The organism is Nostoc sp. DedQUE05 (assembly GCF_034530955.1).
In the GTDB taxonomy this organism is placed as follows: Bacteria; Cyanobacteriota; Cyanobacteriia; order Cyanobacteriales; family Nostocaceae; genus Nostoc.
On record NZ_JAVRCB010000023.1, the window covers coordinates 66,580 to 92,121 of the forward strand.

The 25,542-nt window shown below is 40.5% G+C and carries 22 protein-coding genes and 1 tRNA gene; 7 read left to right on the forward strand and 16 right to left on the reverse strand.

Features of this window, described 5'->3' with window-relative positions; all coding sequences use genetic code 11:
• Positions 1-82 precede the first annotated feature (82 nt).
• Together RMZ42_RS18345 and RMZ42_RS18350 are read left to right on the forward strand one after the other, a co-directional pair.
• Positions 83-550, forward strand: coding sequence for an NUDIX hydrolase (locus RMZ42_RS18345; protein WP_322672730.1), 468 nt, complete (start codon positions 83-85; stop codon positions 548-550).
• A gap of 563 nt (positions 551-1,113) precedes the next feature.
• Positions 1,114-2,355, forward strand: a complete 1,242-nt coding sequence (locus RMZ42_RS18350; protein WP_322672731.1) for a VCBS repeat-containing protein — start codon at positions 1,114-1,116, stop codon at positions 2,353-2,355.
• Positions 2,356-2,464: 109 nt separating this feature from the next.
• Here RMZ42_RS18350 and RMZ42_RS18355 read toward each other — a convergent pair whose 3' ends face one another.
• The 8 genes from RMZ42_RS18355 to RMZ42_RS18390 all read right to left on the reverse strand — a co-directional run bounded on the left by RMZ42_RS18355 (position 2,465) and on the right by RMZ42_RS18390 (position 9,122).
• On the reverse strand, positions 2,465-3,232 hold the full coding sequence (locus RMZ42_RS18355) for an MBL fold metallo-hydrolase (RefSeq protein WP_322672732.1): 768 nt from the start codon (positions 3,230-3,232) through the stop codon (positions 2,465-2,467).
• A gap of 3 nt (positions 3,233-3,235) precedes the next feature.
• On the reverse strand, positions 3,236-3,835 hold the full coding sequence (locus RMZ42_RS18360) for an aminodeoxychorismate/anthranilate synthase component II (protein ID WP_322672733.1): 600 nt from the start codon (positions 3,833-3,835) through the stop codon (positions 3,236-3,238).
• Positions 3,836-4,313: 478 nt separating this feature from the next.
• Positions 4,314-4,769, reverse strand: coding sequence for a diacylglycerol kinase family protein (locus RMZ42_RS18365; RefSeq protein ID WP_322672734.1), 456 nt, complete (start codon positions 4,767-4,769; stop codon positions 4,314-4,316).
• 153 nt (positions 4,770-4,922) lie between these two features.
• On the reverse strand, positions 4,923-5,411 hold the full coding sequence (ybeY, locus tag RMZ42_RS18370) for an rRNA maturation RNase YbeY (RefSeq protein WP_416211823.1): 489 nt from the start codon (positions 5,409-5,411) through the stop codon (positions 4,923-4,925).
• Between the two features lie 163 nt (positions 5,412-5,574).
• Positions 5,575-5,730 carry a DUF3285 domain-containing protein gene (locus RMZ42_RS18375; protein WP_094350437.1) on the reverse strand — a complete coding sequence of 52 codons (156 nt, stop codon included), beginning with the start codon at positions 5,728-5,730 and terminating at the stop codon, positions 5,575-5,577.
• Between the two features lie 130 nt (positions 5,731-5,860).
• Positions 5,861-6,983 (reverse strand): peptide chain release factor 2 gene (gene prfB / locus RMZ42_RS18380; protein ID WP_322672735.1). Its coding sequence is split into 2 segments (ribosomal slippage): positions 5,861-6,910 and positions 6,912-6,983, totalling 1,122 coding nucleotides; the frame shifts between segments, so codons are not numbered across the junction.
• 127 nt (positions 6,984-7,110) lie between these two features.
• Positions 7,111-8,263 (reverse strand): PCRF domain-containing protein gene (locus RMZ42_RS18385; RefSeq protein WP_322672736.1). Its coding sequence is split into 2 segments (ribosomal slippage): positions 7,111-8,187 and positions 8,189-8,263, totalling 1,152 coding nucleotides; the frame shifts between segments, so codons are not numbered across the junction.
• A gap of 130 nt (positions 8,264-8,393) precedes the next feature.
• Positions 8,394-9,122: a Bax inhibitor-1 family protein gene (locus tag RMZ42_RS18390; RefSeq protein ID WP_322672737.1), complete on the reverse strand. Its 729-nt coding sequence runs from the start codon at positions 9,120-9,122 to the stop codon at positions 8,394-8,396.
• A gap of 657 nt (positions 9,123-9,779) precedes the next feature.
• Between RMZ42_RS18390 and RMZ42_RS18395 the strand changes: the two genes are divergently transcribed.
• Positions 9,780-10,565 (forward strand): RNA polymerase sigma factor SigF, encoded by a 786-nt coding sequence (locus tag RMZ42_RS18395; RefSeq protein WP_229498888.1) that lies wholly within the window; start codon positions 9,780-9,782, stop codon positions 10,563-10,565.
• Between the two features lie 51 nt (positions 10,566-10,616).
• On the opposite strand, the gene bchD is transcribed toward RMZ42_RS18395, so the two are convergent.
• Entirely contained in the window at positions 10,617-12,647 is a 2,031-nt protein-coding gene (bchD, locus tag RMZ42_RS18400) for a magnesium chelatase ATPase subunit D (RefSeq protein ID WP_322672738.1), read from the reverse strand.
• Between the two features lie 91 nt (positions 12,648-12,738).
• Here bchD and RMZ42_RS18405 point away from each other — a divergent pair, with 91 nt between their 5' ends.
• The 4 genes from RMZ42_RS18405 (at position 12,739) to rnc (ending at position 15,563) form a co-directional block, all read left to right on the forward strand.
• Positions 12,739-13,326, forward strand: coding sequence for a Uma2 family endonuclease (locus tag RMZ42_RS18405; RefSeq protein WP_322672739.1), 588 nt, complete (start codon positions 12,739-12,741; stop codon positions 13,324-13,326).
• Positions 13,327-13,369: 43 nt separating this feature from the next.
• Positions 13,370-13,978 carry a hypothetical protein gene (locus RMZ42_RS18410; RefSeq protein ID WP_322672740.1) on the forward strand — a complete coding sequence of 203 codons (609 nt, stop codon included), beginning with the start codon at positions 13,370-13,372 and terminating at the stop codon, positions 13,976-13,978.
• 565 nt (positions 13,979-14,543) lie between these two features.
• Positions 14,544-14,780, forward strand: coding sequence for an HNH endonuclease (locus tag RMZ42_RS34755; protein WP_416211822.1), 237 nt, complete (start codon positions 14,544-14,546; stop codon positions 14,778-14,780).
• 96 nt (positions 14,781-14,876) lie between these two features.
• Entirely contained in the window at positions 14,877-15,563 is a 687-nt protein-coding gene (gene rnc / locus RMZ42_RS18415; protein WP_322672741.1) for a ribonuclease III, read from the forward strand.
• 150 nt (positions 15,564-15,713) lie between these two features.
• Here the strand turns inward: rnc and ftsH2 are convergent, their stop codons facing one another.
• The 7 genes from ftsH2 to RMZ42_RS18450 form a co-directional block, all read right to left on the reverse strand.
• A complete protein-coding gene (ftsH2, locus tag RMZ42_RS18420; RefSeq protein WP_322672742.1) occupies positions 15,714-17,600 on the reverse strand; it encodes an ATP-dependent zinc metalloprotease FtsH2 in 1,887 nt (628 codons plus the stop codon).
• Between the two features lie 461 nt (positions 17,601-18,061).
• Positions 18,062-18,556 carry a hypothetical protein gene (locus RMZ42_RS18425; RefSeq protein WP_322672743.1) on the reverse strand — a complete coding sequence of 165 codons (495 nt, stop codon included), beginning with the start codon at positions 18,554-18,556 and terminating at the stop codon, positions 18,062-18,064.
• Between the two features lie 223 nt (positions 18,557-18,779).
• On the reverse strand, positions 18,780-20,225 hold the full coding sequence (gltX, locus tag RMZ42_RS18430) for a glutamate--tRNA ligase (RefSeq protein ID WP_322672744.1): 1,446 nt from the start codon (positions 20,223-20,225) through the stop codon (positions 18,780-18,782).
• 133 nt (positions 20,226-20,358) lie between these two features.
• Positions 20,359-20,432, reverse strand: a tRNA-Asp gene (locus RMZ42_RS18435).
• 110 nt (positions 20,433-20,542) lie between these two features.
• Positions 20,543-22,057 (reverse strand): serine/threonine-protein kinase, encoded by a 1,515-nt coding sequence (locus RMZ42_RS18440; RefSeq protein ID WP_322672745.1) that lies wholly within the window; start codon positions 22,055-22,057, stop codon positions 20,543-20,545.
• Positions 22,058-22,158: 101 nt separating this feature from the next.
• Entirely contained in the window at positions 22,159-23,781 is a 1,623-nt protein-coding gene (locus tag RMZ42_RS18445) for a serine/threonine-protein kinase (RefSeq protein WP_322672746.1), read from the reverse strand.
• Positions 23,782-24,106: 325 nt separating this feature from the next.
• Positions 24,107-25,291 (reverse strand): esterase-like activity of phytase family protein, encoded by a 1,185-nt coding sequence (locus RMZ42_RS18450; protein WP_322672772.1) that lies wholly within the window; start codon positions 25,289-25,291, stop codon positions 24,107-24,109.
• Positions 25,292-25,542: the final 251 nt, after the last annotated feature.

Below are 25,542 nucleotides of genomic sequence, written 5' to 3' on the forward strand. Positions count from 1 at the left end.
TTCATGAAGTTAAATAAGTTTTAAACGTTTATTTTATACAAATTTTGGTATTTCATCAAGCTAACAACACACAGTAAAAAATATGTCTACTCAACCCATAATAAAAAAAGCGATCGCTTACGTAACTAACAAAGATGAATTAATGGTGTTTACACATACTGATTTTCCTGAAGCTGGCGTGCAAGTACCTGCTGGTACAGTTGAAGAAGGCGAGGAGCCATCTGAAGCTGTACTGCGGGAAATTTATGAAGAATCTGGGGTTAAGGGAGTTCGCATTATTGAGTTATTGGGTATTTATCAATACAACATGACTCACTATCGGGATGAAATTCAAGAACGTTATGTTTATCATCTCGAATTAACTCAGTCTACACCATCTACTTGGCGGCATTGGGAAATACATCCAAGTACAAGCAAAAACCCTATAGCCTTTGATTTTTATTGGGTTAAATTAGATAGCTCAAATTTAGGACTAGCCGGTGGTCAAGGTTATTTTTTATCTAAGCTTGTTCACAAAATAAAAAATAGTCAGGATTCAGTTATTACTTAAGAAATTGCCAAGAAAACAAAGGTAAAATTATACAAAATATATTAGGAATAATGTAGCGCTCGCTTCTATCTTAATTAAGTCGGTTTAATTAAACATAAAATAAATTTCTAGTTTGTAGATATATTTTTGATACAACCTTCAAATGTCCAAGACTTACGCAACTGGCATATTATTTTCAGTTCGTAGTGTTCGCGTAGCGTCTCGCAGAGAGGATTTTAGTCCTCAAAATAAGGGTTAAAGCCGCTTACTACAAACTACAAATCCGATTTTTTGGTGACACTTGCGTAAGTCCTAATGTCAAAGAAAATAGATAAAATAATCATTTTTATCTATAAATAATCATATAAGCAATTACAAAATATATTTTGCAAATGCTTATATAGAACTTGAAAATTTTAGAATAATAGTTTAAAACAAACAAATATTTATCTTCCAGAAATGACATTAATAAATAAAAAATAGTTATAAAGAAAAATTGAAACCCTAGCAAATGTTATTTCGTTACAGAAAGAGATTACAAAAAAAAGTTAAAAGAATATAACAACCAATAATAAAAATACACCATGCCGGCAAATTCAAATTCCTCACCCTTAGCTTTGAATACATCTCGATTGTTATCAGATTCTTTTGCAAAATCAGAAATCTTGACAACTTCTCTTAAGAGTTTAAATTATGATTTGGGGTTTGGAAATAAGAGTTCTTCACTAGCACTAGAAAGTCAACCGGTAACTGCGCCTGTTAAAACGTCAGCAAATCCCAATCCTAATCCTTACTTAACTAGTGCGGCGATTACTCCTGACTTTAACGGGGATGGTAAAACAGACAAAGTTTGGGTCAATTCTGCAACAGGTGAGATTATCATTCGGTTGATGGATGGCACAAAAGTTATCGAACAGGGTTCTTTAGGTCAATTTGACCTATCCGCCTATGATTACAAAATTGCTGACTTCAATGCTGATGGCAAAACCGACTTCTTATTACGCAATAAGACAACCGGTGAGAATAGTATTGTCTTAATGGATGGCACCAAAGTTGGTAGTGCGGCTGCTCTAAGTAGCGTCGATCCAGCCTGGAGTCCTCAGATTGGAGATTTCAATGGCGATCGCAAAACCGATATCTTCTGGCATAATGGCACAACTGGCGAGAATGCTATCTGGGAAATGGATGGCACTACTGTTCTGAATGCAACTGTTCTAGACACTACAAACACAGCACTAACTCCTACAATTGTTGATTTCGACGGCAATGGTAAGAGTGACATCTTCTGGCGCGATCAGACCACCGGCGATAACACAGCTTGGTTTATGGATGGTACGCAAAAGACTGAATTGGCGCTGCAATCACAAGATCCCGCCTGGACTCCTACCCTTGGTGATTTCAACGGCGACTATAAGACTGATATTCTCTGGAGAAACGCTCAAACCGGTGAGAACAAGGTTTGGACGATAAATGGTATTTTAGTCACAGAGGGTGCTTTGGGCACACTTGACTCATCCTGGACTTCCAAAATTGGTGACTTCAACGGTGATGGCAAGACCGATATCTTCTGGCACAATGGCACAACTGGTGAGAACACTGCTTGGTTGATGGATGGCACAACAGTTGCAACTGAAGCTTTCTTACCAGCTAATAACGCGGCCTTGACACCATCTCTTGGCGATTTCAACGGCGATGGCAAGACTGATATCTACTGGCGCGATCAGACAGCAGGTACAGACAACATTTGGACTATAAATGAAACGACAGCAGTTGAGACTCCCATCAGCGATGCAGATAAGCTGACCGGAGAGTGGTATACGTTCTAAAAGTTAGGGGCATGGGGCATTGGGAATTGGGCATTGGGCAGAGGAGAAAGAGGTAATTTTTATTCTTCCCCCTGCCCTCTGCTCCCTGATTCCTTCATTTCCTTACTGCTCAAAACTTGTAGCTCAAAACTTGAATCTCGCCATTCTCCGGCAAATCTTTAGGGCTAATAGAAATACTATCTGCACTGCTACGCCGCACTTTCATACCTTGCATTAAGGTTAGAAAATTATCTAGTGGTGAAAGATCGCATTTAGCAGCATCAGCAGCCTGTGTCCGGTAATGAGTCGGAATCACTAACTTGGGATTTAATACTTGAACAGCCTGCTTTGCTTCCTCAGCATTGTAGGCTTTTGCACTGCCTCCCACTGGAATAAATGCTACATCGGGACGCCCCATCAGGATTTTTTGCTCAATAGAAATAGGTGCAGCAGCCCCGCCTAAGTGTAGGATATTAATTCCGCCTTGCTTCCAACTCCAAGCAGTATTTGAGCCAAACTGCTTACCACCTTTGCGATCGTGGTCTATAGCAACTCCTTGGAATTTAATGCCTTTAAACTCATAAACTCCTGGTTCATAGATCAGTTTTGCATTTCCCGGTAGTACATCCACAGCACCTTCATCTAGCAGTTGGCTGCTAATCAGTACCAAATCTGCTGCAACTTTTGGGGGACGATACTTAGCAGTACAACCGATTGACCGAAATGGATTGACGAGAACTTTCGCACCGCCACCAGTAAAAAGAAAGCAAGTATGACCCAACCACTGAACTGATAAACCACTAGATTGTGCGTCAGCTTGAGATTCAGAACCCAAGGTAGTAACTAAAGCTGTGGCCAACCCCGCCCCAGCATAGCCCATCAACTGTCGTCGTTTCATTAATTATGCTCTTGACTGTAACTGTTGGAGAAAATTTCGCAATAACTGTTTTCCTGAAGCTGTCAGGACACTCTCTGGATGAAACTGGACGCCCTGAATGTGAGGATAGTTCCGGTGTCGCACTCCCATAATGGTGTTATCTTCAACCCAAGCGGTGATTTCTAACACATCTGGGCAAGTCTCACGTTCGATTACCAAACTATGATACCTGGTGGCGGTCAGAGGATTTTCTAATCCCCGGAAAACCCCCACTCCAGTGTGAGACACCTGAGAAGTTTTGCCATGCATCAACTCTGGAGCAGAAATTATTTTACCACCGAACACTTGACCAATGCTTTGATGTCCCAAACAGACACCCAAAATTGGTAACTCTTGTCCTAGCTGTTCAATCAATTCTAAAGAAATGCCGGCATCTTCCGGGCGACCAGGCCCAGGAGAAATAACTACAGCTTCCGGCTTTAATGCCTGAATTTCATCTATGGATATCTTGTCGTTACGAAAAACTTTAATATCATCTGCCACTGGGAACTCTGATGCCAATTCTCCCAGGTACTGCACTAAGTTATATGTAAAACTATCGTAATTGTCGATAACTATAATCAAAGTTTATAACTCCTGGCTTCTATCACTCATCAGTTGCAACAGCATAGACAAATATCTCATACTAAGTGAGTGGGCGTGAATAAATTAAAGGTTTGTAGTAAGTAACTTTAGCCCTTAAAATAGAGTTAAAGTCGGTTGCTATGAACCAATTTAATTAATTTCACATTGCATAACATAGTTTGATTTATTCTTGCCTACTTATTTATTTGTTCGCTAGATGTAAAAATAACCCTAAAGTGGACACGTGAATATGAAGCAGCTACTCTCTGATAAGCCACTTGTTCAATTTTAAATTGCTTATAATGTGTTCTCTAGGGGATCGGACATGCGATCCTCTTATTGGCTCACTTGGTGATGCCTGCGGTGGTCACTGAACTTTGTCGTACCACTTGCCTACGGCACGCTGTTCGCGTTCGTGAAAGCACGCTACGCGCAGCGTCTCATAGAGAAGTGCGGGCTACGTTGGAGCAAATCACCTCTACAAAGTCGATATAATTAACTTTACCAGAGGAGGAAGCAATAGCGTACCTGCTACTAGCATCGCTACGAAAGCAGAGACAAGCACTGCACCAGCCGCACAATCTTTAGCAATTTTTGCCAAATCATGGTATGTCTGCTTAACGGTTAAGTCCACAACAGACTCGATCGCTGTATTTAGTAACTCTAATGCTAAAACTAAACCACTAGTTATACCAATTACCGCTATTTCTACCGCTTGTAGATGCAAAAAAACGCTTAAAGCAATAGCTAAAGCACAAACACTTACGTGGATGCGAAAATTACGTTGAGTTTGAAAACTATAGCTGATTCCAGCCCAAGCATATTTAAAACTAATAAATAAATTAGAGGCTACTTTCCAGGAGAATTCCCGTTCGTCAGACACCAGTGTTTGTAACGAGGTAGGCGTTGGTGATGGAGAAATTTTTTGCGACATAGACTTAAAAACACAAGAACAGAGTTGCTACAGTGGGAATATTCGCCGATCTTAATGGCAGAATTAACTTTGAGGCAATCTTTAAGCAATTTTCCACAGAAGTATTATAAAAGTATTACCCAAAATTAACATTAAGAGATACTTCAATTACTGCTATTCCATGTCAATAGCAATACCTATTGCATTCAGCAATCCCACTTGCTGTTTTAACATTCGCTCCAAACTTTTTTCATCAGGATGATCCCAGCCCAACAGATGCAATAAACCGTGAGCAGCTAACCAGGCTAGCTCAGTTGATAAGCTATGTTCCTGTTGTTGAGCTTGGCGTTGTGCTGTATCTACAGACACAATAATATCACCTAAGTATAATGGGACAGAGGCAAGCATTTCTTTGCTTTGAGGAAAATCCACTTCCAAAGCAGCAAAGGCTAAAACATCTGTCGGCTTATTTTGCTGACGATATTGAGCATTCAGTTCTTGAATTTGCAAGTCATCTGTCAAACGCAGCCCGATTTCATAACTTGGCGCTGGTGGAATCTGAGGGTGAAGTATTTCCAACCAGTGATTAAACCAGTTTTCCCAAGTTTCAGGTGTAATTCGGGCATTAGTCTCGTCAATTTTTACAGATGTTGTCGGGGACAACTCATAAAAATACTCCTCCACATATAGTTCAACTCTCAGGGGCACACAGTCTCCTTGTCTGAGGTTTACGATTTGTCGTTAAGACTGTCTTTTGTCGTTTGTCATCGGTCATCTGTCCTTTTAAATATAATTAATGACTAATGACTAATGACTAATGACTAGTTTAGTGAGTGAGGTAAGCAAGACCAACAAGCAGAGCTAAAAGCCCTACAGCAGTCAATCCAAAATGCTTTAGGGAAGTTCCACCCTTCCGCACCATGTTTCGCATGGCGAGTTTAACGTAGCTAGGTTGAGGTTCTGTTGAAGGTGAGTTGCTCATAGTTATTTGTCTACAGACTCTTTTATAACTGTAACAGTTGGTCTGGGATAGAATGGCGATCGCCCATATATTGCTAAGGCGTTTCTGTGTGAAACGCCTTAGTAATCGGGATGTTATGTAATGAATGCCTCTATGCCTGACTGTTTTCTACTAGTTTATTTTCTTGGCGCAGATAAGCTTGAATGAATGTATCAAGTTCGCCATTCATTATATCACCAATCGCTGTTGTTTCCGTGTTTGTACGTAAATCCTTCACCATTTGGTAAGGATGAAATACATAGTTACGGATTTGGTTTCCCCAAGAGGCTTCCACCATATCGCCACGAATTTCGGCAATTTCTTGGGCGCGTTGCTCCTTGGCTATGACCAACAGCTTTGCTTTGAGGCGATTTAGGGCTTTTTCTTTATTTTGCAGCTGCGATCGCTCTTCTGTACAGCGCACGGCAAGACCCGTGGGCAGGTGAACAATGCGCACTGCTGTTTCTACTTTGTTGACATTTTGCCCGCCTTTCCCACCAGAGCGAGTTGTGGTGATTTCCAAATCTTTATCTGGAATATCCAATTGCACAGAGTTGTCAATCTGTGGCATCACTTCCACCCCAGCAAAACTGGTTTGTCGCTTACCGTTGGCATTAAAAGGTGAAATTCGCACTAAACGATGTGTACCCATTTCCGAGCGCAAGTAACCATAAGCATAGCGACCGGTAATTTCTAGGGTTGCCGATTTAATTCCGGCTTCATCACCCTCCGACTCTTCAGCTAAAGTTACCTTATAGCCGTGAGCTTCGCCCCAACGGGTGTACATCCGCATCAGCATAAATGCCCAGTCTTGAGCATCTGTGCCACCAGCACCAGCAGTAATTGTCAGTACAGCACCTTCGGCATCATAGGGGCCGGAAAGTAACTGTTGTAACTCCCACTGATCTAGGTCACGATTGAGTTTAGTGATGGTAGATTCGGCTTCTTGGAGTAGTGCCTCATCAGTTTCTAACTCCAATAATTCCACAACTGCCTTAGTATCTTCGAGATTGGCGTGCCAGCGATCGTATTGCTGGAGGTGGGCTTTTAGGTCGTTGAGTTCTTGCAGAGTTTGTTGGGCTTGGGTTTGGTTATCCCAAAATTCTGGTTGAGCTGATATTTTTTCGAGGTCTTGAATTTTGGCTGTCAGTGCAGGTACGTCAAAGATAGTCCTGGGTTTTACCCAGGCGGCCAGACAACGTTTCGATTTCGCGTTTGAGTTCTAGGACATCCATAATGCTTGCTGAATGATAGATAGAGCGCTTTGGATTAAAAAATTGCTCTTTATTCTACTTATGTTTTTTGATTTTAGCTGTAATTGGGCAAATTTTTTCTGCACTACTTAAATCTAAGTTAGAAAAGTTACTTTAAATTATCAAGCGCTTTTTTACTTACTGAAGTAGTGTGATTTAGCTGTTGCAGATAGGCTTTGATAAACAAATCAATTTTACCATCTAAAACCTCTGTCGCAGCAGGTGTTTCTACATTGGTACGTAAATCTTTCACCTTGGTGTAAGGATGCAAGATATATTCACGGATAAGCTTGCTGGATAGAGATTTTATCTGTCCGGGTTGAATTTCATCAAGCTGGACATTTTGGGCTAGTGCGTAGGCGTAGCCCGTCGTAGACATCGCAAACAGTTTACTCTTGAGAATAGCCAAGGCTTTCTCTTTGTTTTGCAGCTGGCTACGCTCTTGGTTACAAGATACACTAATCCCAGTCGGAATATGAACCATCTTTACCCACGTTTCTGTTCGGTTGACATTCCCCCGATGGCGATAAAAAGTAATTTCCAAATCCTTATCTGGAATCTCAAAATCAATAGACTCATCTAAAATCGGGCTGACTTCTACACTGGCTAGGCAAGTATGCCGTCTGCCATTGCCATGAACAGGAGAAATTCGCTCTATTCTTGCATGAGTTCCTTGTTCCGATTTTAGCCAGCCATAAGCATAACGCCCTGTAATTTCTAGGGTGGCATGTTTGAACCCTCCTAAATCACCTGTTGACTCTTGCACTAGATACACTTTATGGTTATGATTTACTGCCCAACGATGGTATAGCTGTAATAATATAGCTGCCCATTTTTGGGCATCTATACTTCCAACCTCAGCCGTAATTGCCAAGAATGCCCCCTTTTGGTCGCAGGGGCCGGACAGGAATTGTTCTATTTCTACTGTTTCAAGTTCTTTTTGGAGTTGAGTTAGGTTGGTTTGCGCCTCTTGCAATAATTCTTCATCAGCAGATAATTCTAGTAGTTCTAGTGCAGCTTTGATATCTTCTAGAATGAAGTGCGATCGCTGATATTGTTTCTTCTTAGCGTTGAGGTATTCAATTTCTTGAAGTTTCTGATAGTAAGTGACAGAATTATGCCAGAAAGTAGGTTGAGAAATTAATTGATTCAACTCTTGAGTTTTTGCACTCAGTTCTGGGAGGTCAAAGACAGCTTTCAGCCTTGGTCAAGATATTAGACAACCTTTTTACTTCAATTTTGATATTTAAGAGTTCAAGCATAGTTTTGCTCACTTGAGGCTTAACTTATCTATATATCCTACTATTAAAACGATGAAAACCCGTGGTTGCTAAAAATTCAACCACGGGTTTTATTTTATAAAACTTTACTTGTCTTAGTGCCTACAGACAATTAATCGCGGCCATTGATGGCAATTAGCAACCGCAAGATAAAGACAAACAAGTTTATGTAAGTTAAGTACATCGACAAAGCAGCAGGCAAATATTGGTCATCGCTGTAAGTGCGGGGCAAGATGTAGAAATCGACAACAGAAACCCCAACAAACAGGAAGACTCCCAAACCGGAGATGGCAATTTCTAACCAATTTGGCGCGTAAACACCAAACATGGCAAATCCGAATTGGGCAAGACACACAACCACCAAGGCAATGACACCAAGATTGATGGTTTTCGTCAAAGCCATGCCATCTTGTTCAGAAAGATTTGAACCAATTTGACGGGCAGCAATAAAGGTGACACCACAACCAAGGGCAGCTAACCCAATGCCTTGAATGCCAACGCCTTGGGATCTCAAAGCGACATACACCAAGCCACTGAGAGTATATCCAGACAAGAGGCTGTAGGTTGCCAACAGAGGTAGTGCAAGACCCTTATTACCTTTTTGGGCAACATTTTGGGCAACAAAGAACAAAATTAACTCCAAAATCACCGCACCAATGAAGGTGGGAAAGAATATTTCGGGGTTAGTACGGATAATTCCTAAACCGCCGTAGGTTCCTAATGCGGTTAGCACCAATCCACCACCGACGTAGGGGAGGGCGTTGGCAATCACGTTTGGGCCAACAAGGGCGTGAGATTTAGCCTCACGGATAGCTTCACGAAAATTACTGGTATTGCTCATATTGAAAAACTGTTTTTGAGGAAAACGTTCTGCTTATTCCTATTCTTACCAATCTTTGCCGTTAACGGACAAGGATTTAATATCGTTGCCAAATCTGAAGGGCGGCTTTGTTGTTGAAAATTAGAGTCGTCAGTTTTTGAGGATTTCACAGCATCTTTAGTACTGATAGCATACTCTTTACCCTTGATTGCAACCTATTTTGCGATTAATTCAATACCGATCCAATACTTGTCGGGTTTTGGGGAAAAGGGGAAAGAAAAAACCTTTAACCTTTACCCAGTAACCTTTTCCCCAAATCCAATTCCGAGTTAAAAATCCACAAAGCGTGCAGTATTGACTACCGATCCACTTGCACTCAGTATGACAGATGACTATTAGGTAAGTGATGCATTTTTCAGCATAAATAGCTAGTTTTTGTTGCAAAAGCTAAAGATTATTTACCATTCAACAGTTATATAAAAAGCAAAAATCACCTGTAACAGAGGGGTTCGCAAAATCATGCGTACAAATACTGAATTGTGGAGTTAGACCCCTAACAAGTTCAGTGAAACGACGATGGCTTATTCTTCCCTGACTCAGCAAAATAATAACAGCTTAGAAGAAAATATACGCAGCTCCATTTTCTCAGGAATAGGAGTTACAACAAAGGTAATTTATATGGCAACAAGTGAGTCCTCTTTACGAACTGATGGTATAGAATTATTGCACTTGTATCACCAGAATCCATCTATTAAACTTCGTAATAAACTTGTACAGTTACATACTGGCTTAGTACGGAAGATGGCTCATAAATTCAGCCATCAATGCAATGAACCTTATGAAGATTTAGAACAAATTGGGTATTTTGGTTTGATTAGAGCTATTGAGCGTTTCGATCCCAGCCAAGGATATGCTTTTAGTTCGTTTGCTGTGCCATATATTCGCGGTGAGATGCTGCACTTTTTGCGCGATCGCAGTACTCTATTAAAAATTCCTCGTCGTTGGCAAGAATTATATAATGAAGGACAAAAAATTCGCAAGGACTTGTCAATCTCTTTAGGTCGCCCGCCCAAGGATGCTGAAATTGCCAGCCAACTTCGGGTATCTGTACAAGAGTGGCAAGAAACCAAGTTAGCTGCTCAAAACCGTATGCCCTTGAGTTTAGATGCAACCGCAGTTAACTATGTTGATTGCCAAATAACCTTAGGTGAGGCACTTCCTTGTCCTCGTTCTCATGTACTTCTGCAACAAGAAGAAGAACGCCAACAACTCCAAGGCGCAATCAATATGTTGGAAGAAAAGCCCCGTATGGCAGTTGAAATGGTATTTTTGAAGGAACTTTCTCGCAAGGATGCAGCTAAGAACATTGGTACTAGTCCAATGACAGTAACCCGCTATCTGCAAAAGGGAATTCAAGATTTGATTTGCTATTTACAACCACAGGTAATGCCTACTGGCTCGTAGTCATAGCTAAGTCAAAAATCCAATGACAAATGATAAATGACAAATGACAAATTATCTAGATTTTAAATCAGCGATCGCACCTTTGGTCATAGCAGCAATAGCTTGATCTGTCGCTTTCGGCAAATGATAATATTTACCGCCTGCTGTTTGCGATAATTCTTTAGCAAACCCAGTAGACACAAATTTACTTTCTGTATCAATTACTAATAGTTGCATTCCTAAAGCCCGGATTCTCGCAGCAATTTCTAATAATTCTCCTTTGATATCTGGCTTTTCTCCTGGTTCTAGCTGTTCGCCCAAAGAACGCGCTAAAGGAATATTACCTCGCCCATCGGTGATTGCTACAAGGACAACTTGCCCAATATCTCCACTCATCTGAGCATTTAAGCCGACGCGCACAGCTTGAGTTAAACCATGTGCTAAGGGCGAACCCCCACCACAGGGCAACCTTTCTAAACGGTTACGCGCCAAAGCAATAGAACGTGTTGGAGGCAATAATACCTCGGCCTGTTCTCCTCGGAAGGGAATTAATGCTATTTGGTCGCGGTTTTGATAAGCTTCAGTCAATAGTTGCATTACTGCACCTTTAGCCGATTGCATTCGATTCAGTGCCATTGAGCCAGAAGCATCTACCACAAATACTACCAACGCCCCGGCTTTACGTACCAGGCGTTTCGAGCGAATATCAGGCTGTTCGACAATAACTTTTCTATCTGGTTGTCTTTCTCTTCGTGCTTTTTGATAAGGAGCCGCAGCTCTCAACGTGGCATCTACTGCAATGCGTCGCGCTTTCCCTTTGGGCAACATTGGCTTAATGTAGCGTCCCCTGTCATCCGAAAAGATGACACTGCGACTACCAGATTTACCTTGCCGCTTTGCTGTTTGAGTAAAGTAAAGCACGCTGTCATCAAGAATTACCCCTTCTGGATCGAAGATAAACTCTTCCGGGATACTGGGCGGTTCTTGCTCTTGATTTTCTTCCTGTTCTTCCTGTTCTTCTTGTTCCTCTTCTGATTCGTCTTGGGGTTCTTCTTGATTTTGTGGCGGCGGCGGAGGCGGAGGTGGTGCTTGATCTGGTGGTGGTGTCTGCACAACTGTGGCGCGTGGTACAATTACCAGTTCCACCGCACGGCGCAAATCTTCGGCATTAACTGTTGTTCGTCCCTCTAAAGCTGCGGCGGCTTTGGCAACCCGCGTGGCGAATAACTCGGCCCGATGTCCCTGAACTTTGCCGCGAATTGCCTCATCTACTAAGTAGGCAATTTGTTCGTGGGTGATGATTACTTCTTTCAACCATTCCCGCGCCAAGATGATTTGGGTTTTGAGAGAGTCTAAATCTTCGTTATACTGTTCGAGAAAGTCTTGGGGAGATTTAGAATAAGCGATCGCAACTTCAACTGCTTCTACTCTTTGATCTAAGCCGAGTACACCGTCAGCAGATAGTGCGATCGCAATTCTATCTAATAAATGCTCTCGTAATCCGCCTTCTTCTGGATTGTAGGTGGCAATAAATAGGGATTTGCACGGATGCTGAAAACTAATCCCTTCCCGTTCGATCTGGTTGCGTCCCTCAGATAATACTGTTAAAAGTTGATTTGATATTTGGTCATCTAATAAATTAATTTCGTCTACGTACAGTACACCCCGGTTTGCTGTAGCGAGTAACCCAGGCTGAAAAATGGTATCACCTTGCTTTACCGATTTTTCAACATCTACTGAACCGAGGAGTCGGTCTTCTGTAATACCTAGAGGAATTTGCAAAAAAGGCGCGGGAATGATTTCGACGGGAACATCTTGAGTGTTTTTGTCTGCGTACTCCGCTAATAATTGATCGTCCCATTCTTCTAGGTGATTGGGGTCGCAATTGCTGATTGAACCTTTGACAACTTCTATCGGCGGTAGTAGAGCGTGGATAGCACGAGCCATTACAGATTTTGCCGTACCGCGACGACCTGCGATCGCTACTCCTCCCAAACCAGGATCAACTGCGGCTAACAGTAAGGCTAATTTAATTGCTTCTTGACCGACTACGGCTGTCAAGGGAAAAGCAGTGATGGTGGGATTGATAGTAGGCGCAGGCATTGTTTGCTTTCATAGCGAGTCTCGGCCTTTAGCATACCAATTTCTGACACATTTAGAATAAGTATTATGGCGATGAGAGAAAGGTAAAGTTATGAGTATTGCTCAAGCTAAACGCTTCACACTGGATGAATACCACAGGCTTGGAGAATTGGGCCTTTTCCATGAAGATGACCATATTGAATTAATCAACGGGGAAATTATTGAAATTGCATCCAAAGGTACAGCCCATGAAACTTGTCTAAGGAATTTATGGAAACAACTCCCAAAGATTGTAGGAGATAGGGCAACTTTGCAATCTCAAGCCCCGATTACTTTGCCACCTAACAGCGAACCCGAACCAGATTTTGCGATTGTTCAAAACCGAGATGATAATTATCTCTCGTCTCACCCTAAACCGACTGATGTGTTATTGGTAATGGAGGTTGCAGATTCTTCTTTAGCTTATGACCAAGATGTTAAAATACCTCTCTATGCTAAAACGGGTATTACTGATTATTGGATATTAAATTTATTCGATAATTATTTGGAAGCTTACAGTGAACCATACCAGGATAATCAAGGCAGATATGGTTATTCAAATAAGCGAATTTTCTTGTCAGATGAGATAATAACTTTTCCCTGCTTCCCTGATTTATCTCTTGATTTAGCTAAGGTGTTTCCGCCAAAACGTAATTTTTAAACTTTGTTGTAGGATTCAGTCATAAGACAAAGGAGTAAGTTTTATGGCTTATAGTGATTTTAAACTTATTGAAGTTATTGATTATTTTGGGTTAGTTATCCACGAATCATCTGGACTATTCGCAAATGTACAGGAGCAAGAATGTAGTGATTTATTATCTACTATTCTTAGGGAAAATATTGATTTGGCAGTAGCAATAAGTTCAGAAAAAGCTCGAAGCGAATTGATAATTAGTCCAATTTTATTAGAAATTAGACGCAAGTTTAATTTTGAAATAAGCTTTTTTTCAGGAGTTGATTTTACTGTTGATAGCCAGCGAGGATTAAACGGATTTTGTGATTTTATTTTGAGTCTTTCTTCGGAGCAGTTGCTTGTACGTAGCCCAGTGGTTGTCTTAGTAGAAAGTAAAAATGAGAATTTGAGGTCTGGTTTAGCCCAATGTATTGCCGAAATGGTAGCGGCTCAGTTATTTAACGAGAGAAGTGGAAATCAAATCAAAGCTATATATGGTGCTGTTACTATCGGTACGATCTGGCAATTTCTCAAGCTTGAAGGCAATATAGTTTCGATTGATTTGAGTGAATATTATATTAAGGATATTAAGAGGATTTTAGGTATTTTGTATGGTGCGATCGCGCAAAGTAAACCGTAAATTATTGATTAACTATAATATTTTTTATTTTTTAAATAAATGATGTTTTTGATAGAATACATAGATGCTTTTTAAAGTTGATGAATAACAGGTGGTGTTTTACAACAAGCTGCTATGAATCTGAGCTTTTACAAAATCTTCATAAAGAACTATATTGACATCCAGCATTAGCTATGCCAATGTGTATTTAAGACAGCAAAGTAACCGCACTCTAAAGCGCAAGTTTTTGGTGTTGTCTCAGCAGCAGAATTCCTTGTTTCCTGCCGAGCTTCGTGTCATCCCTTCGGCTGAGTATTTAGCCTAATGCCAAGTCAACTGATTGAGTAGACTTTTAACGGGAAGATGAGATGTTTGGATAAATGTTCAGGGGAAAGGATGACGCGAAACTTGGTAGGAAGCCAGGAGTTCTACGGCTGAGACTTGAACCAAACGAAAGCGTACATAGCAAATTTTTTGTATGGAAAAATTAATTTTTTATTAATTCTCTCTACAGAAATTTGTTACCTGTAGATGCCTAATATTCCAATGCTGTTCCAAACAATAAGCGAAATGGAACATCGACAAAATGAATCCCAAACAAAAACGCAATAAGAAGCAGCAACTCATTGATTTTTATGGTTCTTGCTGTTGGTGGTGTCGTCAAAATACCCCGCAAGCAAATCTGACATTTGATCACCTTTTGCCTAAGAGTCGTGGCGGTTCTAATTCTTTTGAAAACTTACGACTTTCTTGCTTTTCATGTAACAATTCTCGCGGAAACAGTCTCTATCCGCCTCTCCGGATCAAGAATAACTGTTTCTAAGTAGCATCTTAATTTTATTAAGCTCTGATCTTATAAGGTGGGCATCTTGTCCGCCTTTTCCATTGAATTAACTACCAAGAAGAGGAACAAATCAAAATGCACAAACTTCTAATATTCCATAATGAAAGACTTCTGCGTCGTGCGCTTACGCATCGTTCTTACGTCCATGAAAACCCAGGAGAAGGCGAACACAATGAACGCCTAGAATTTCTCGGTGATGCTTTGCTGAATTTTTTAAGTGGCGAATATCTCTATGGTCGTCATGTAGAAATGGGAGAAGATGAATTAACCCGACGACGTTCGGCGCTGGTAGATGAAAAGCAATTAGCAAAATTCGCTGAAGAGGTAGGTTTAGACTTTAGAATGCGGTTAGGAAAAGGCGCAATTCGAGATGGAGGCTACCAAAATCCTAATTTGCTCAGTAGTACCTTTGAAGCAGTTCTTGGTGCTTACTATTTGGATAATGATTCTAATATTGAAACAGTCCGCGCAATTATAGAACCACTATTTGATTCTGTAGATCCTAAGCATATAATTGTGCCTCGTTCTAATGTAGACTCAAAAAACCGCTTTCAAGAATGGGTGCAACGCAACGTTACTCCAAATCCCCCAAAATACTTTACAGACCAAATCGGAGGCCCTTCTCATGCACCAGAATTCATCGCCAAAGTATTAGTAGATGAAAAAATTTACGGAGAAGGTAAGGGACGTAATAAAAAAGATGCAGAAAAAGCTGCTGCTGAAGATGCACTAGCTAAGTTGAAAAAACAAGGTTTGTTATAGAGTTTATGGGTTCATAAATTTTGAGAATTTTAAAATTAGAAGCTTTCTAACACTGAAAAAACGTAAAAAAATGAGGATGGTATACTCCACCCTCATTTTATTTTTTGTCACTTTACTCCTTTCGAGATGTAGCCAGAAAAGAGTCAAATATTATAGTTGCGGTACGTACTGCTGTTTCTCTGGTACTTCAGTGTACTCAGCCACAATCTGGCGGAATTCTTCGCCGTCAATGGTTTCTTTTTCAATGAGCAAATCTACTAAGCGATCGGTGACAGTGCGATGGTCACGGATGATCTTCTTAGCATTGTCATAGCACTGCTCAACAATTTCTCTGACTTGTCCATCAATGCGGGAAGCAATGGATTCGGAATATTCAGATCGGGTTGTCCAGTCACGACCCAAGAAAACTTCTCCTTGCTGGCTTTCTAACGACAGTGGGCCTAAGTCGGACATCCCGAACCGAGTCACCATTTGCCGCGCCATTCCCGATAACTGCTGCAAGTCTCCACCAGCGCCAGTTGTGACTTCCGCAGCGCCAAAAATCACCTCTTCAGCGGCGCGACCACCCAAAGCACCAGTAATTCTCGCTTTCAGTTGAGAACGGGAAATTAACCCCTGTTCTTCGTTGGGTGTAAACCAAGTTAAACCCTGTGCTTGTCCCCGTGGAATCAGAGTAACTTTCTGTACTGGGTCATGGTCTTTTAACAAAGTTCCAACTAAGGCGTGTCCGATTTCGTGGTAAGCAATTAAGCGCTTGCTCTTGCTGTCTACCAAAGGAGTACCTTCCATCCCAGCGACTACCCGATCGACTGCATCATCAATTTCGCGGAGGGTGATCGCTTCTTTGCGTCTTCTAGCAGTGAGAATTGCTGCTTCGTTGAGTAAGTTGGCTAAGTCAGCACCAGTAAATCCAGGAGTGCGGCGAGCGATCGCATCCAAGGATACACTTGCATCTAATTTCTTGTTCCGTGCATGGACTTGCAAGATTTCCAAACGCCCTTTGATATCGGGTGCATCAACTGTTACTTGGCGGTCAAAACGACCGGGACGTAACAAGGCTGAATCTAGTACATCGGGACGGTTGGTAGCAGCAATAATAATGATGCCTGTGTTACCTTCAAACCCATCCATTTCGGTGAGCAATTGGTTGAGGGTTTGCTCTCTCTCGTCGTTACCGCCGCCGATACCAGCGCCCCGTTGCCGTCCTACGGCGTCGATTTCATCGATGAAGATAATACAAGGGGCATTGTCTTTAGCCTTCTTGAACAAGTCGCGGACGCGGGATGCACCCACACCTACGAACATTTCCACAAATTCCGAACCGGAAATACTGAAGAAAGGTACGCCTGCTTCACCTGCGATCGCTTTTGCGAGTAAAGTTTTACCAGTTCCAGGAGGCCCAACTAACAGCACTCCCTTGGGAATCCGTGCGCCTACAGCCGTAAATCTTTCTGGCTGCTTCAGGAAGGTGACGACTTCTTGCAATTCTTCTTTAGCTTCTTCGATTCCAGCTACGTCGTCAAATTTGACGCCGGTTTTTGCCTCCATTTGGAAACGCGCTTTAGATTTGCCAAAGTTCATTGCTTGACCTGGGCCGCCGGGGAGGTTGCTAGAACGCCGGAACAAAAAGAACAACCCAGTAATCAATAAAACTGGAAAAATGAGATTGCCCAACAATCCCCAAATTGCACCATCATTGCGCATGGGGTGAGCATCAAAACTAATGGCTTTTTCTTTGAGCTTGCTAATTAACTCAGGAGCGTTAACAGGCAAATCCACACGCCACCTTTGGACATGATTTTCCAGGTCTGGATCGCGGGCTTCTATAATTGCTGTCCTACCGCCTTCGTAAAGATCCACACTGCTGACGCGATCGCTGTCCAAGTATTCTAGAAAGCGACCGTAAGTCATGCGGGTATTAGCTGTATTCTTACTCATGTCAGCAGGAGCGCCTGCAAACGCCCCTTGCCAGAAGAAAAAGCCAATTACCAAAGCCGGCAACGTCCAGAGTGCTACGACTTTCCAAGAGAATTTCATTTTAATTTGCCTCTAGATGCCTATACAACTCGTTAGCTCTAGTAACCGAATGTTCATCACTCTGTCACTTTAAGCTGTTAAACGGATGTTTATAAATCCATTTTGTTTAATTCGATCTCTTAGATGCACTGCCATAAGCCGATTAGAGCATTATGGCGATGCCAACAAGAATCTTAATCAAAGTTAACTTAATTTTAATACAATATCGCACGAGAAAAGGGAGCGCAACGGGATGCAAAGACAGAGAGAATTTCTCCAGAATGCTCCTCGTATCGTTCCAGCCGCTCTGAATCATGATTCTATTTAGGGAGAGGCGATGAATCGCGTCTGTACAAGAGTGGGCGAAATGAGGGAGCAGGGGAGAAATCAATTCAAAATTCACTCATTCAAACATTTTAGAACTTCTGCCTCCTGCCTCCTGCCTCCTGCCTCCTCTTTCCCAATGCCCAATGCCCAATGCCCTACTTTACTTCTGTAATTTTTAGAGTGTAAGGAAGATACTTGCCCTTTTCATAGGAACCAACCCAAATTTGGTAACTTCCAGGTAGCCATTCACCAACAATGCCAGCATTTTTACCATCAAAATCGTCATTGCACCAAGTACCACCGGGCCCTTTGATAATCATGGTGGTGTCTTCAGGACTTTGCACTTGCAGCTTTAGGTAGTCAAATTTACTTGTTAACGCTAATGTGTGGTCTGGTGTTTCATCCACAAATCCGGTACAAGGGCCAGTGGCTGTTTCGCTTCTGCCACCTACTTGACTCCCAGATATTGAGCCACCACTCATCCCGCGAACTGTCAGGGGGTCTGGCGAAAACTGAGGGCTAAGGGTGACATCTCCAAATATCGTTGGCGCTTCCTGAGCATCAACCGCAGCATTAACTGTCGATGTGATGAAGAGCGTAACTATCATAAACGATAATCTCATCCCTCTATTGAGCGCTTTTGTAGGCATTTTAATTACGTTTGCTTCTAAGTGTTTTTGAAGACATTAATTTTACACACCAAGTTCCCAACATGAGGAGAATTGACTACCTATTTTAGATTTGAAACTGGGGATAATTCATTAGTAATTAGTCAATGATTTCTTGTTCTTATAGTTGCTCTACCTAATGGATAGGGGCACACATTTGTACGCCCCTAAAATCTGAAATATTTCTAAAATCTGGAAGTAATCGCTACTTAGCTTCCGTTATAGCCCGACTCAAGCGCGGTTTATCCAAACCAATCTGATTTAGTAGTAACCAAGATTGGATCAAGTCGGGGCCATGAACATCTCCAGTTAAAGCTGCTCGGAGCGATCGCATCACTAAGCCTTTTTTGACTTTCTGCTCTTTCACAACTTGTTTTATAATGTCCTGAGCAGCGGCTTCTGACAGTTGCGGCTGATTTTCTAAAGCTGTGACAATCGCTTCAAGAACAGCAGTAGAACCTTCTTGCTTCAATTGTGTACTGCCTTCTTCGCTAAATTCAACTGTGTCGTTAAAAAACAGTTGACCTTGAGGTACTCCATCTACCAGGCGAGTCAAACTCTGGCTAATCAAAGTTACTAGCTGTTCTAACCAGGGGCGATCTCTTCCACCATCAAATTTATAGCCAGCCGCTTCCCAAAAGGGAATGAGTAAATCTGTGAGTTTATCTACTGGCGTATTGTGGATATACTGACTGTTCAACCAATCCAGCTTGTCCCAGTCAAACTTTGCACCTGCTTTATTGACGCGCTCAAAGCCAAATTCTTTAGCTGCTGTTTCTAAGGTAAATATTTCTTGTGTCGAGTCTGGTGGCGACCAACCCAGCAATGTCATGTAATTTACCAAGCCTTCAGCAGTAAAGCCCATTTTCTGAAATTCAGAAATGGAAGTGACGCCATCCCGCTTAGAAAGCTTGCGCCCTTCCATATTCAAAATTAATGGCGTATGGGAAAACTCTGGAATTTTTGCACCCATCGCTTCATACAGCAGAATTTGTTTGGCAGTGTTGGCGATGTGGTCTTCTCCCCGGATGACGTGGGTAATTTGCATATCGATGTCATCCACTACAACAACAAAGTTGTATAAAGGTTGACCGCTACCCTCTTCTGAGGCGCGGGCGATGACCATATCACCACCTAAATCACTACCTCGCCAAGACATCTTTCCTCTTACTAGGTCGTTCCAGACAATTTCCCGCCCATCTTCGATTTTGAAGCGAATTACAAAAGAACGACCTTCTGCTTCAAAGGCGGCGCGTTGTTCTGGGGTGAGGTTGCGGTGACGGTTGTCATAGCGAGGTGCTTCGCCTCTAGCTTTTTGAGCTTCTCGGAGCGCCTCTAGTTCTTCGGAAGTAGTGTAGCAGCGATAGGCTAATCCTTGGTCTAGCAGTTTTTCTACTGCTTCTTTATAAAGATCCAGGCGTTGGGATTGGAAAAATGGCCCTTCATCCCAGTTCAGTCCTAGCCAACGCAGTCCTTCAAGAATATTGTCGGTGTATTCGGGACGCGATCGCTCTAAATCTGTATCCTCTATTCGCAGTATAAATTTCCCACCGTGGTGGCGGGCAAATAACCAGTTGAATACAGCCGTTCTTGCTGTACCAATATGTAAATTTCCGGTTGGACTCGGCGCAATACGGACTCTAACAGTCACAGTTAATTCTCTCTTTCGCAAAGCATGATAAATGTAGCTTATATTTAAATCTTGAATCCTGAGTCAACCTCTTTGGGTAATTCAGAATCTAATATCACCTAAGTTAAGTGATTCGCTACTCATAAATTTAGAACGGGACTGACGGGGCTCGAACCCGCAACTTCCGCCGTGACAGGGCGGTGCTCTAACCAATTGAACTACAGTCCCTTGTTTGGCAACTTTGCTATTATCACTATTTTTTTTCTACTTGTCAAGTGTTTCGGAGTCTGGAATTAGGAATGATTTTTATTACGTATTTTTTAGGTGCGAATTATACGTTAAACAGACCGTGATAATACAACCTGTGGCTCTGATTCCAGATGCTGCAATATTCGGGATTGCATTTGTTTATACTGCTGTTTCAATAGCTGTTTGCTCAATTGGGGTTGAGAAGTGGGTGGTAGACGATGACTCTGTTGCACCCAAGTTTTTAACATTTGCCGTTGAGTTGGCTCAATGCGGCTGCTGAGAACCTTGATGCAGGAATGTGGTGCTTCCAGAGTAAAGAAAATCAAAGGATACTGTTCATTTTCAGCCAGGAAACTTACCATCCTCAGATTTTGGGGATTTTGCATATCTAAGTAGCACGGTAGCCACTTAGGAGCGAATTGCTGATTATAGAGTACACTTACCCACAACAACATTGGGTGAGGGGATGTCACAAAGACAAACTGGTTATAACGGGTAGAAACCGCATAGTTTTTAATTTCTTGTTTAGATAACATCAACCATAGCGCTGTTATAGATCCTTGGGGAGTGTCTAGAAGCTGGGGAAAAACAATTTCTTGAATTGGTTTATTTTGAGGCCACAAAAGTTGCCGATAGCTTTGTTCTACAGTAATTGGTAATGCAGAATTTAAGGGAGACTTAAAGGTGAAGTTTGTAGGTAAAGTAGGACAATTAGACTGTTCTATACTGTTTAAAACTTGTAAAATTTCAGCGATATTTTGAGGGCGATCGCTTGCTTTTTTAGCCAGACAAGCCATAATTAAATTATTTAACTTCTGAGGTATTTTAATAGTAGGTTTAACATCTGCGATCGTTTTCGGTGCTTCAAAATGATGTGCTTTATACCAAGCGCCAAAGTAATCAGTTTCTGTTTGCCAAGGCTTTTTGCCTGTGAGCATCTCAAACATCATCACACCCAGACTATAAATATCAGAGCGACTATCTAATTTTTCCCCATCTAGCTGTTCTGGAGAACAGTAGGGTAAAGTACCATTAAATCCGCTACTTGTACTAGCTGTTGATGCATAATTCAAAAATCTAGCAATACCAAAATCAAGAATTTTAACTAACTGGCCCAATATCGGATCGGGAATAACTAATATATTGGCAGGCTTGATATCTCGATGAACCAACGGACAAATTTTGCCATCAATGTTAATTCCTTGATGAGCACACTGTAAGCCCAAACAAATTTGGCGAGAGAGAGTCAAAAACATGGACAGAGATAGCGGAATTAAATCCTTTAAACTCTTACCACATAAATATTCCATGACGTAATATGGTTTTCCTTTCTCATTCACACCATAATCATACGCCCGCACTATATGTACGCTCTTTTGACTCAAGGCTGCACTCATTAAAGCTTCACGAGCAAAGTCTTGTTGCATCTTGGTATTAACAACAGTTTGAGTCAAAAATTTGATAGCAACTGGTATACCTCCTAACAAAACATCATTTGCTAAAAAAACTTCACCCATGCCACCGCTGCCAATTAATTGCTTGAGTTGATAACGATTGGCAAGCAAGCCCGTACTACTGGGAGATGTAGATAAGCTCTGATTCACTTTGTTCACCTTTGATGCTGAGTCCATTGAAAGTTAGCAATAAACACATAAAAATATTCTTAGTTAATGGTGGCAAGCATTTTGATTTTACTAGCAGAACTTCAACGACGTAATAGCATTTTCAAAAACATTTCCAAAAATTTATTTATCCAAGTTTTTAAAACTTCTGTCTCAGATTTTTGATGTGTGGCTAAGTTTCGTAATATGTCTAACTTCAGCTTTTCGTACTCTGCTTTTAGAATATTTTTGGCTTGACCAGGCAAAATTAATTCATTTGACTGTTGACTAATATCTAACCAATCTAAAAGTTGCTGACGCTGTTTAGCCGTGAGATTTAAAGTCGTTACATGAGAGCAATGAGTTGGCTCTTCTAAGGGGAAAAATAGTAAATGATAGTAGCCTACTTCTGCTAAACTACGTGCTATCTTTTGACTTTTATTATCTTTTAAATCCAGAAAATAAGGTAGCCACTTAGTCGTAGAAGGTTGGGCGTCATATAGCACTGTTAACCACATTAGCATCGGATATACATTCATTTTACTAATAAATTCAGTACTATGTATTTTATCTAAAAATTTTGCAATCTCTTGTTTGGGCAACATTGCCCAAAAAGTTGGTATAGGTCTTTGAGAAGTCTGTAGTAAATGGGGAAAACCAATTGGTGCAATTGGTTTATTTTTAGGCCAATTTTTCTGCAAGCACTCTTTTTCTGATAGTAAAGTTGCGGGTACTAATTGAACTGGAAGCGAAACTTTAATAATGTCTGTGCTATTGCTAGAAATAACATTATTAATTTGAACACTTACTTTTTCTAAATCTTCTAATATTTGGTTGATATTTTGAGGGCGATCGCTTACTTCTTTAGCTAAACAAGTCATCAATATTTTTTCTAATATTTCTGGTATTTTAACTTGTGGATTTACTTCTTCAACTGTAGGTGGCATTTGAAAGCGATGGGCTTGATACCAAGTACCAAAGGAGTTACTTTTTGTTTGAAATGGGTGTTTACCTGTCAGCATCTCAAACATTAATACTCCCAAACTATAAATATCAGAGCGGACATCTAGCAGTTTCCGCCCTTCCATGTGTTCTGGAGAACAGTAAGGCAAACTGCCAATAAAAGAATCTGTTAGGGTCATTCCACTTCGCTCTGTTAAAAACTTAGCAATACCAAAATCTAATATTTTAACAATTTCACCTTTTTTACTATCTTCAGCAATAAATATATTTTCTGGTTTAATATCTCTGTGAACAATAGGGTAAATCTCTCCTTTAAGGCTGATACCTTGGTGGGCACATTGTAAGCCTAAACAAATTTGATTACAAATTTCTAAAAACTTCGATATTGTTAAAGGCTGAATTTTCAGAATTTGTTTGAGATTTTTCCCTTGGAGGTATTCCATTACATAAAATGGAGTTTTATCCTCAGTAACTCCATAACTTAAAATGCGAACAATATGTTTACTTTTGCGACCCAATTGAGCGCCAATAAAAATCTCTCTGGCAAAACGTTGGGACATTTGTTGGTTTGACAAACTAAGTGATAAGATTTTGATTGCGATCGGCATACCGCCTTTAGCAGTATCTTCTGCTAGATAAACTCTACCCATCCCCCCTTTGCCAATCAAATCTCTGATTAAATAGCGATTGTTTAAAAAATGTCCGATGTAATCGTCTATTTCTGCCTTTTGCCCTACCATACTCTCAATTTTATTTTCTGGCATAAAAATCATTTATAAAAAATGTTATTGGCAAAATACTTTAATAAGTCTAGCTAATTATTAAATTTAAATCTAAGAGATATCCGAATTTTGAGAAAATTAATTATATGCTGTAAATATGCTTAAGCCCTCTGCAAAAGCTACTAAACATTGTGTAACATATTTATTAAGGAGTACGGTTGAGAAATTACACGTAAACTATAAATAACCTAGATAAAGTTACCTAGTATATTCAGTGAATACACAGGAATAATCAGAAATAACTAAATAGCAGTCAAGTTGCAATGTTTATGACGGGCTGCGCCTAAGCACCTTTATTTCTGTGCAATTAAAGCTTAAAATTTGGGAGTACCCGGCGTAATAATCTAATGAGGGGATTTTCAACTTTAAGTTGAAAGGCTAGTATCTGAGTGCGTTGTAGGGAGTTAAAATTATTATCACTGATGAGAATTAATGATTGTTGACCATTCGGTAGTTTTGGACCAAGAGTTAAGCCTTCGATGTTGTCTAGCAGTACATCTAGTTTTCTCAAATCTAACAACAGTTTTTTCTTAACTGGTTTAATATTTTTGAAATCAATTGCTAAAAGGCTATCAATATTATGAATATCATCGGCTTTTTCTAACGAAACCTGAAACAGAGAAATAGCAAATCCTAAACCAGTAAAAGACCTTTCTAAACTTAAAAAGTGTCCTTGATTATCAAGAGCGAGTAAATCGGGTAATCCACTAGCAAATTTGCCAATTAGATTTAAAAATGGTGTAACTGATTCAGTTTGGTAAAGAAATTCCTTTTCGGGTTGGTTGTTAAGCAAGTTGTATTGCAAAATCCTGCAAGGACTACCAATATTAGGTTTCGCTGCGACACCATCTTGAATTAGAGCATTTTCGGTGGCTGTGAATAGATGCTTATTATCGGGTGTGATGGTGAGGCTTTCAAAAGCCAAATTGTTGCGGATACCTTTTTGATTACTTTTATCTGGTAAAAATTTCTTTGGTATAGAAAGTGTCGCAATTTCTCTACCAGAAGATAGTGAGAACTCTTTAATAAAAGGATTAATTAATTTTGCAGCATCACCTTCAGAAGATACAAACACGGTTGCTTTATTAGTTAATGCAATACCTTCTGTATCAGTTTCACCAGGGTGAAATGTTTGACTATTTTCATTTAATAATGTAGTAACACTGACTGGAATAATTCCATCTTTTTCTAGCAAACCTTTGCTCAAATCAATTTTTAATGTGTAGAAACGAGCGGCAGCTTTTTGTCCCCGGTCATCTGAAATAGCGTAATAAAGGTTGTTTTTGGCATTATATGTAATTCCAGATAAACCTCCTACTTCAGTTTCTTTAAATATTAAACCTTTCTGTAAGGTTGCTTCTCCAATAAAATCTATACTACTAATTTCAACACTATTTGAAGAAAAGTTTGTGAATACAAGGCTAATAATTATAATTGGAATCAACAAGTAAATAATTTGTGGAAATACGAATATTTTTTTAAATATCTGCATAATTTTTATCAAATAAATATTTTTAGGAACAAACACTTATACATCCCTACAAATAATATCAATTAAATAAATATAGCAAGGGACTGGGGACTGGGTGAAAAGCCTTTTTGTGTCTAAGTTTTATCGTCTGTTGATGTCCTAACTAACAAGGCTTGTGCTATAATTTAACAGATACAAGCCTGAAAATTCCGACAAATCATGTTTTTTTAACTTGGTGACGAGTCTGAGTAGGTGTTTCTTTTACTTAGACT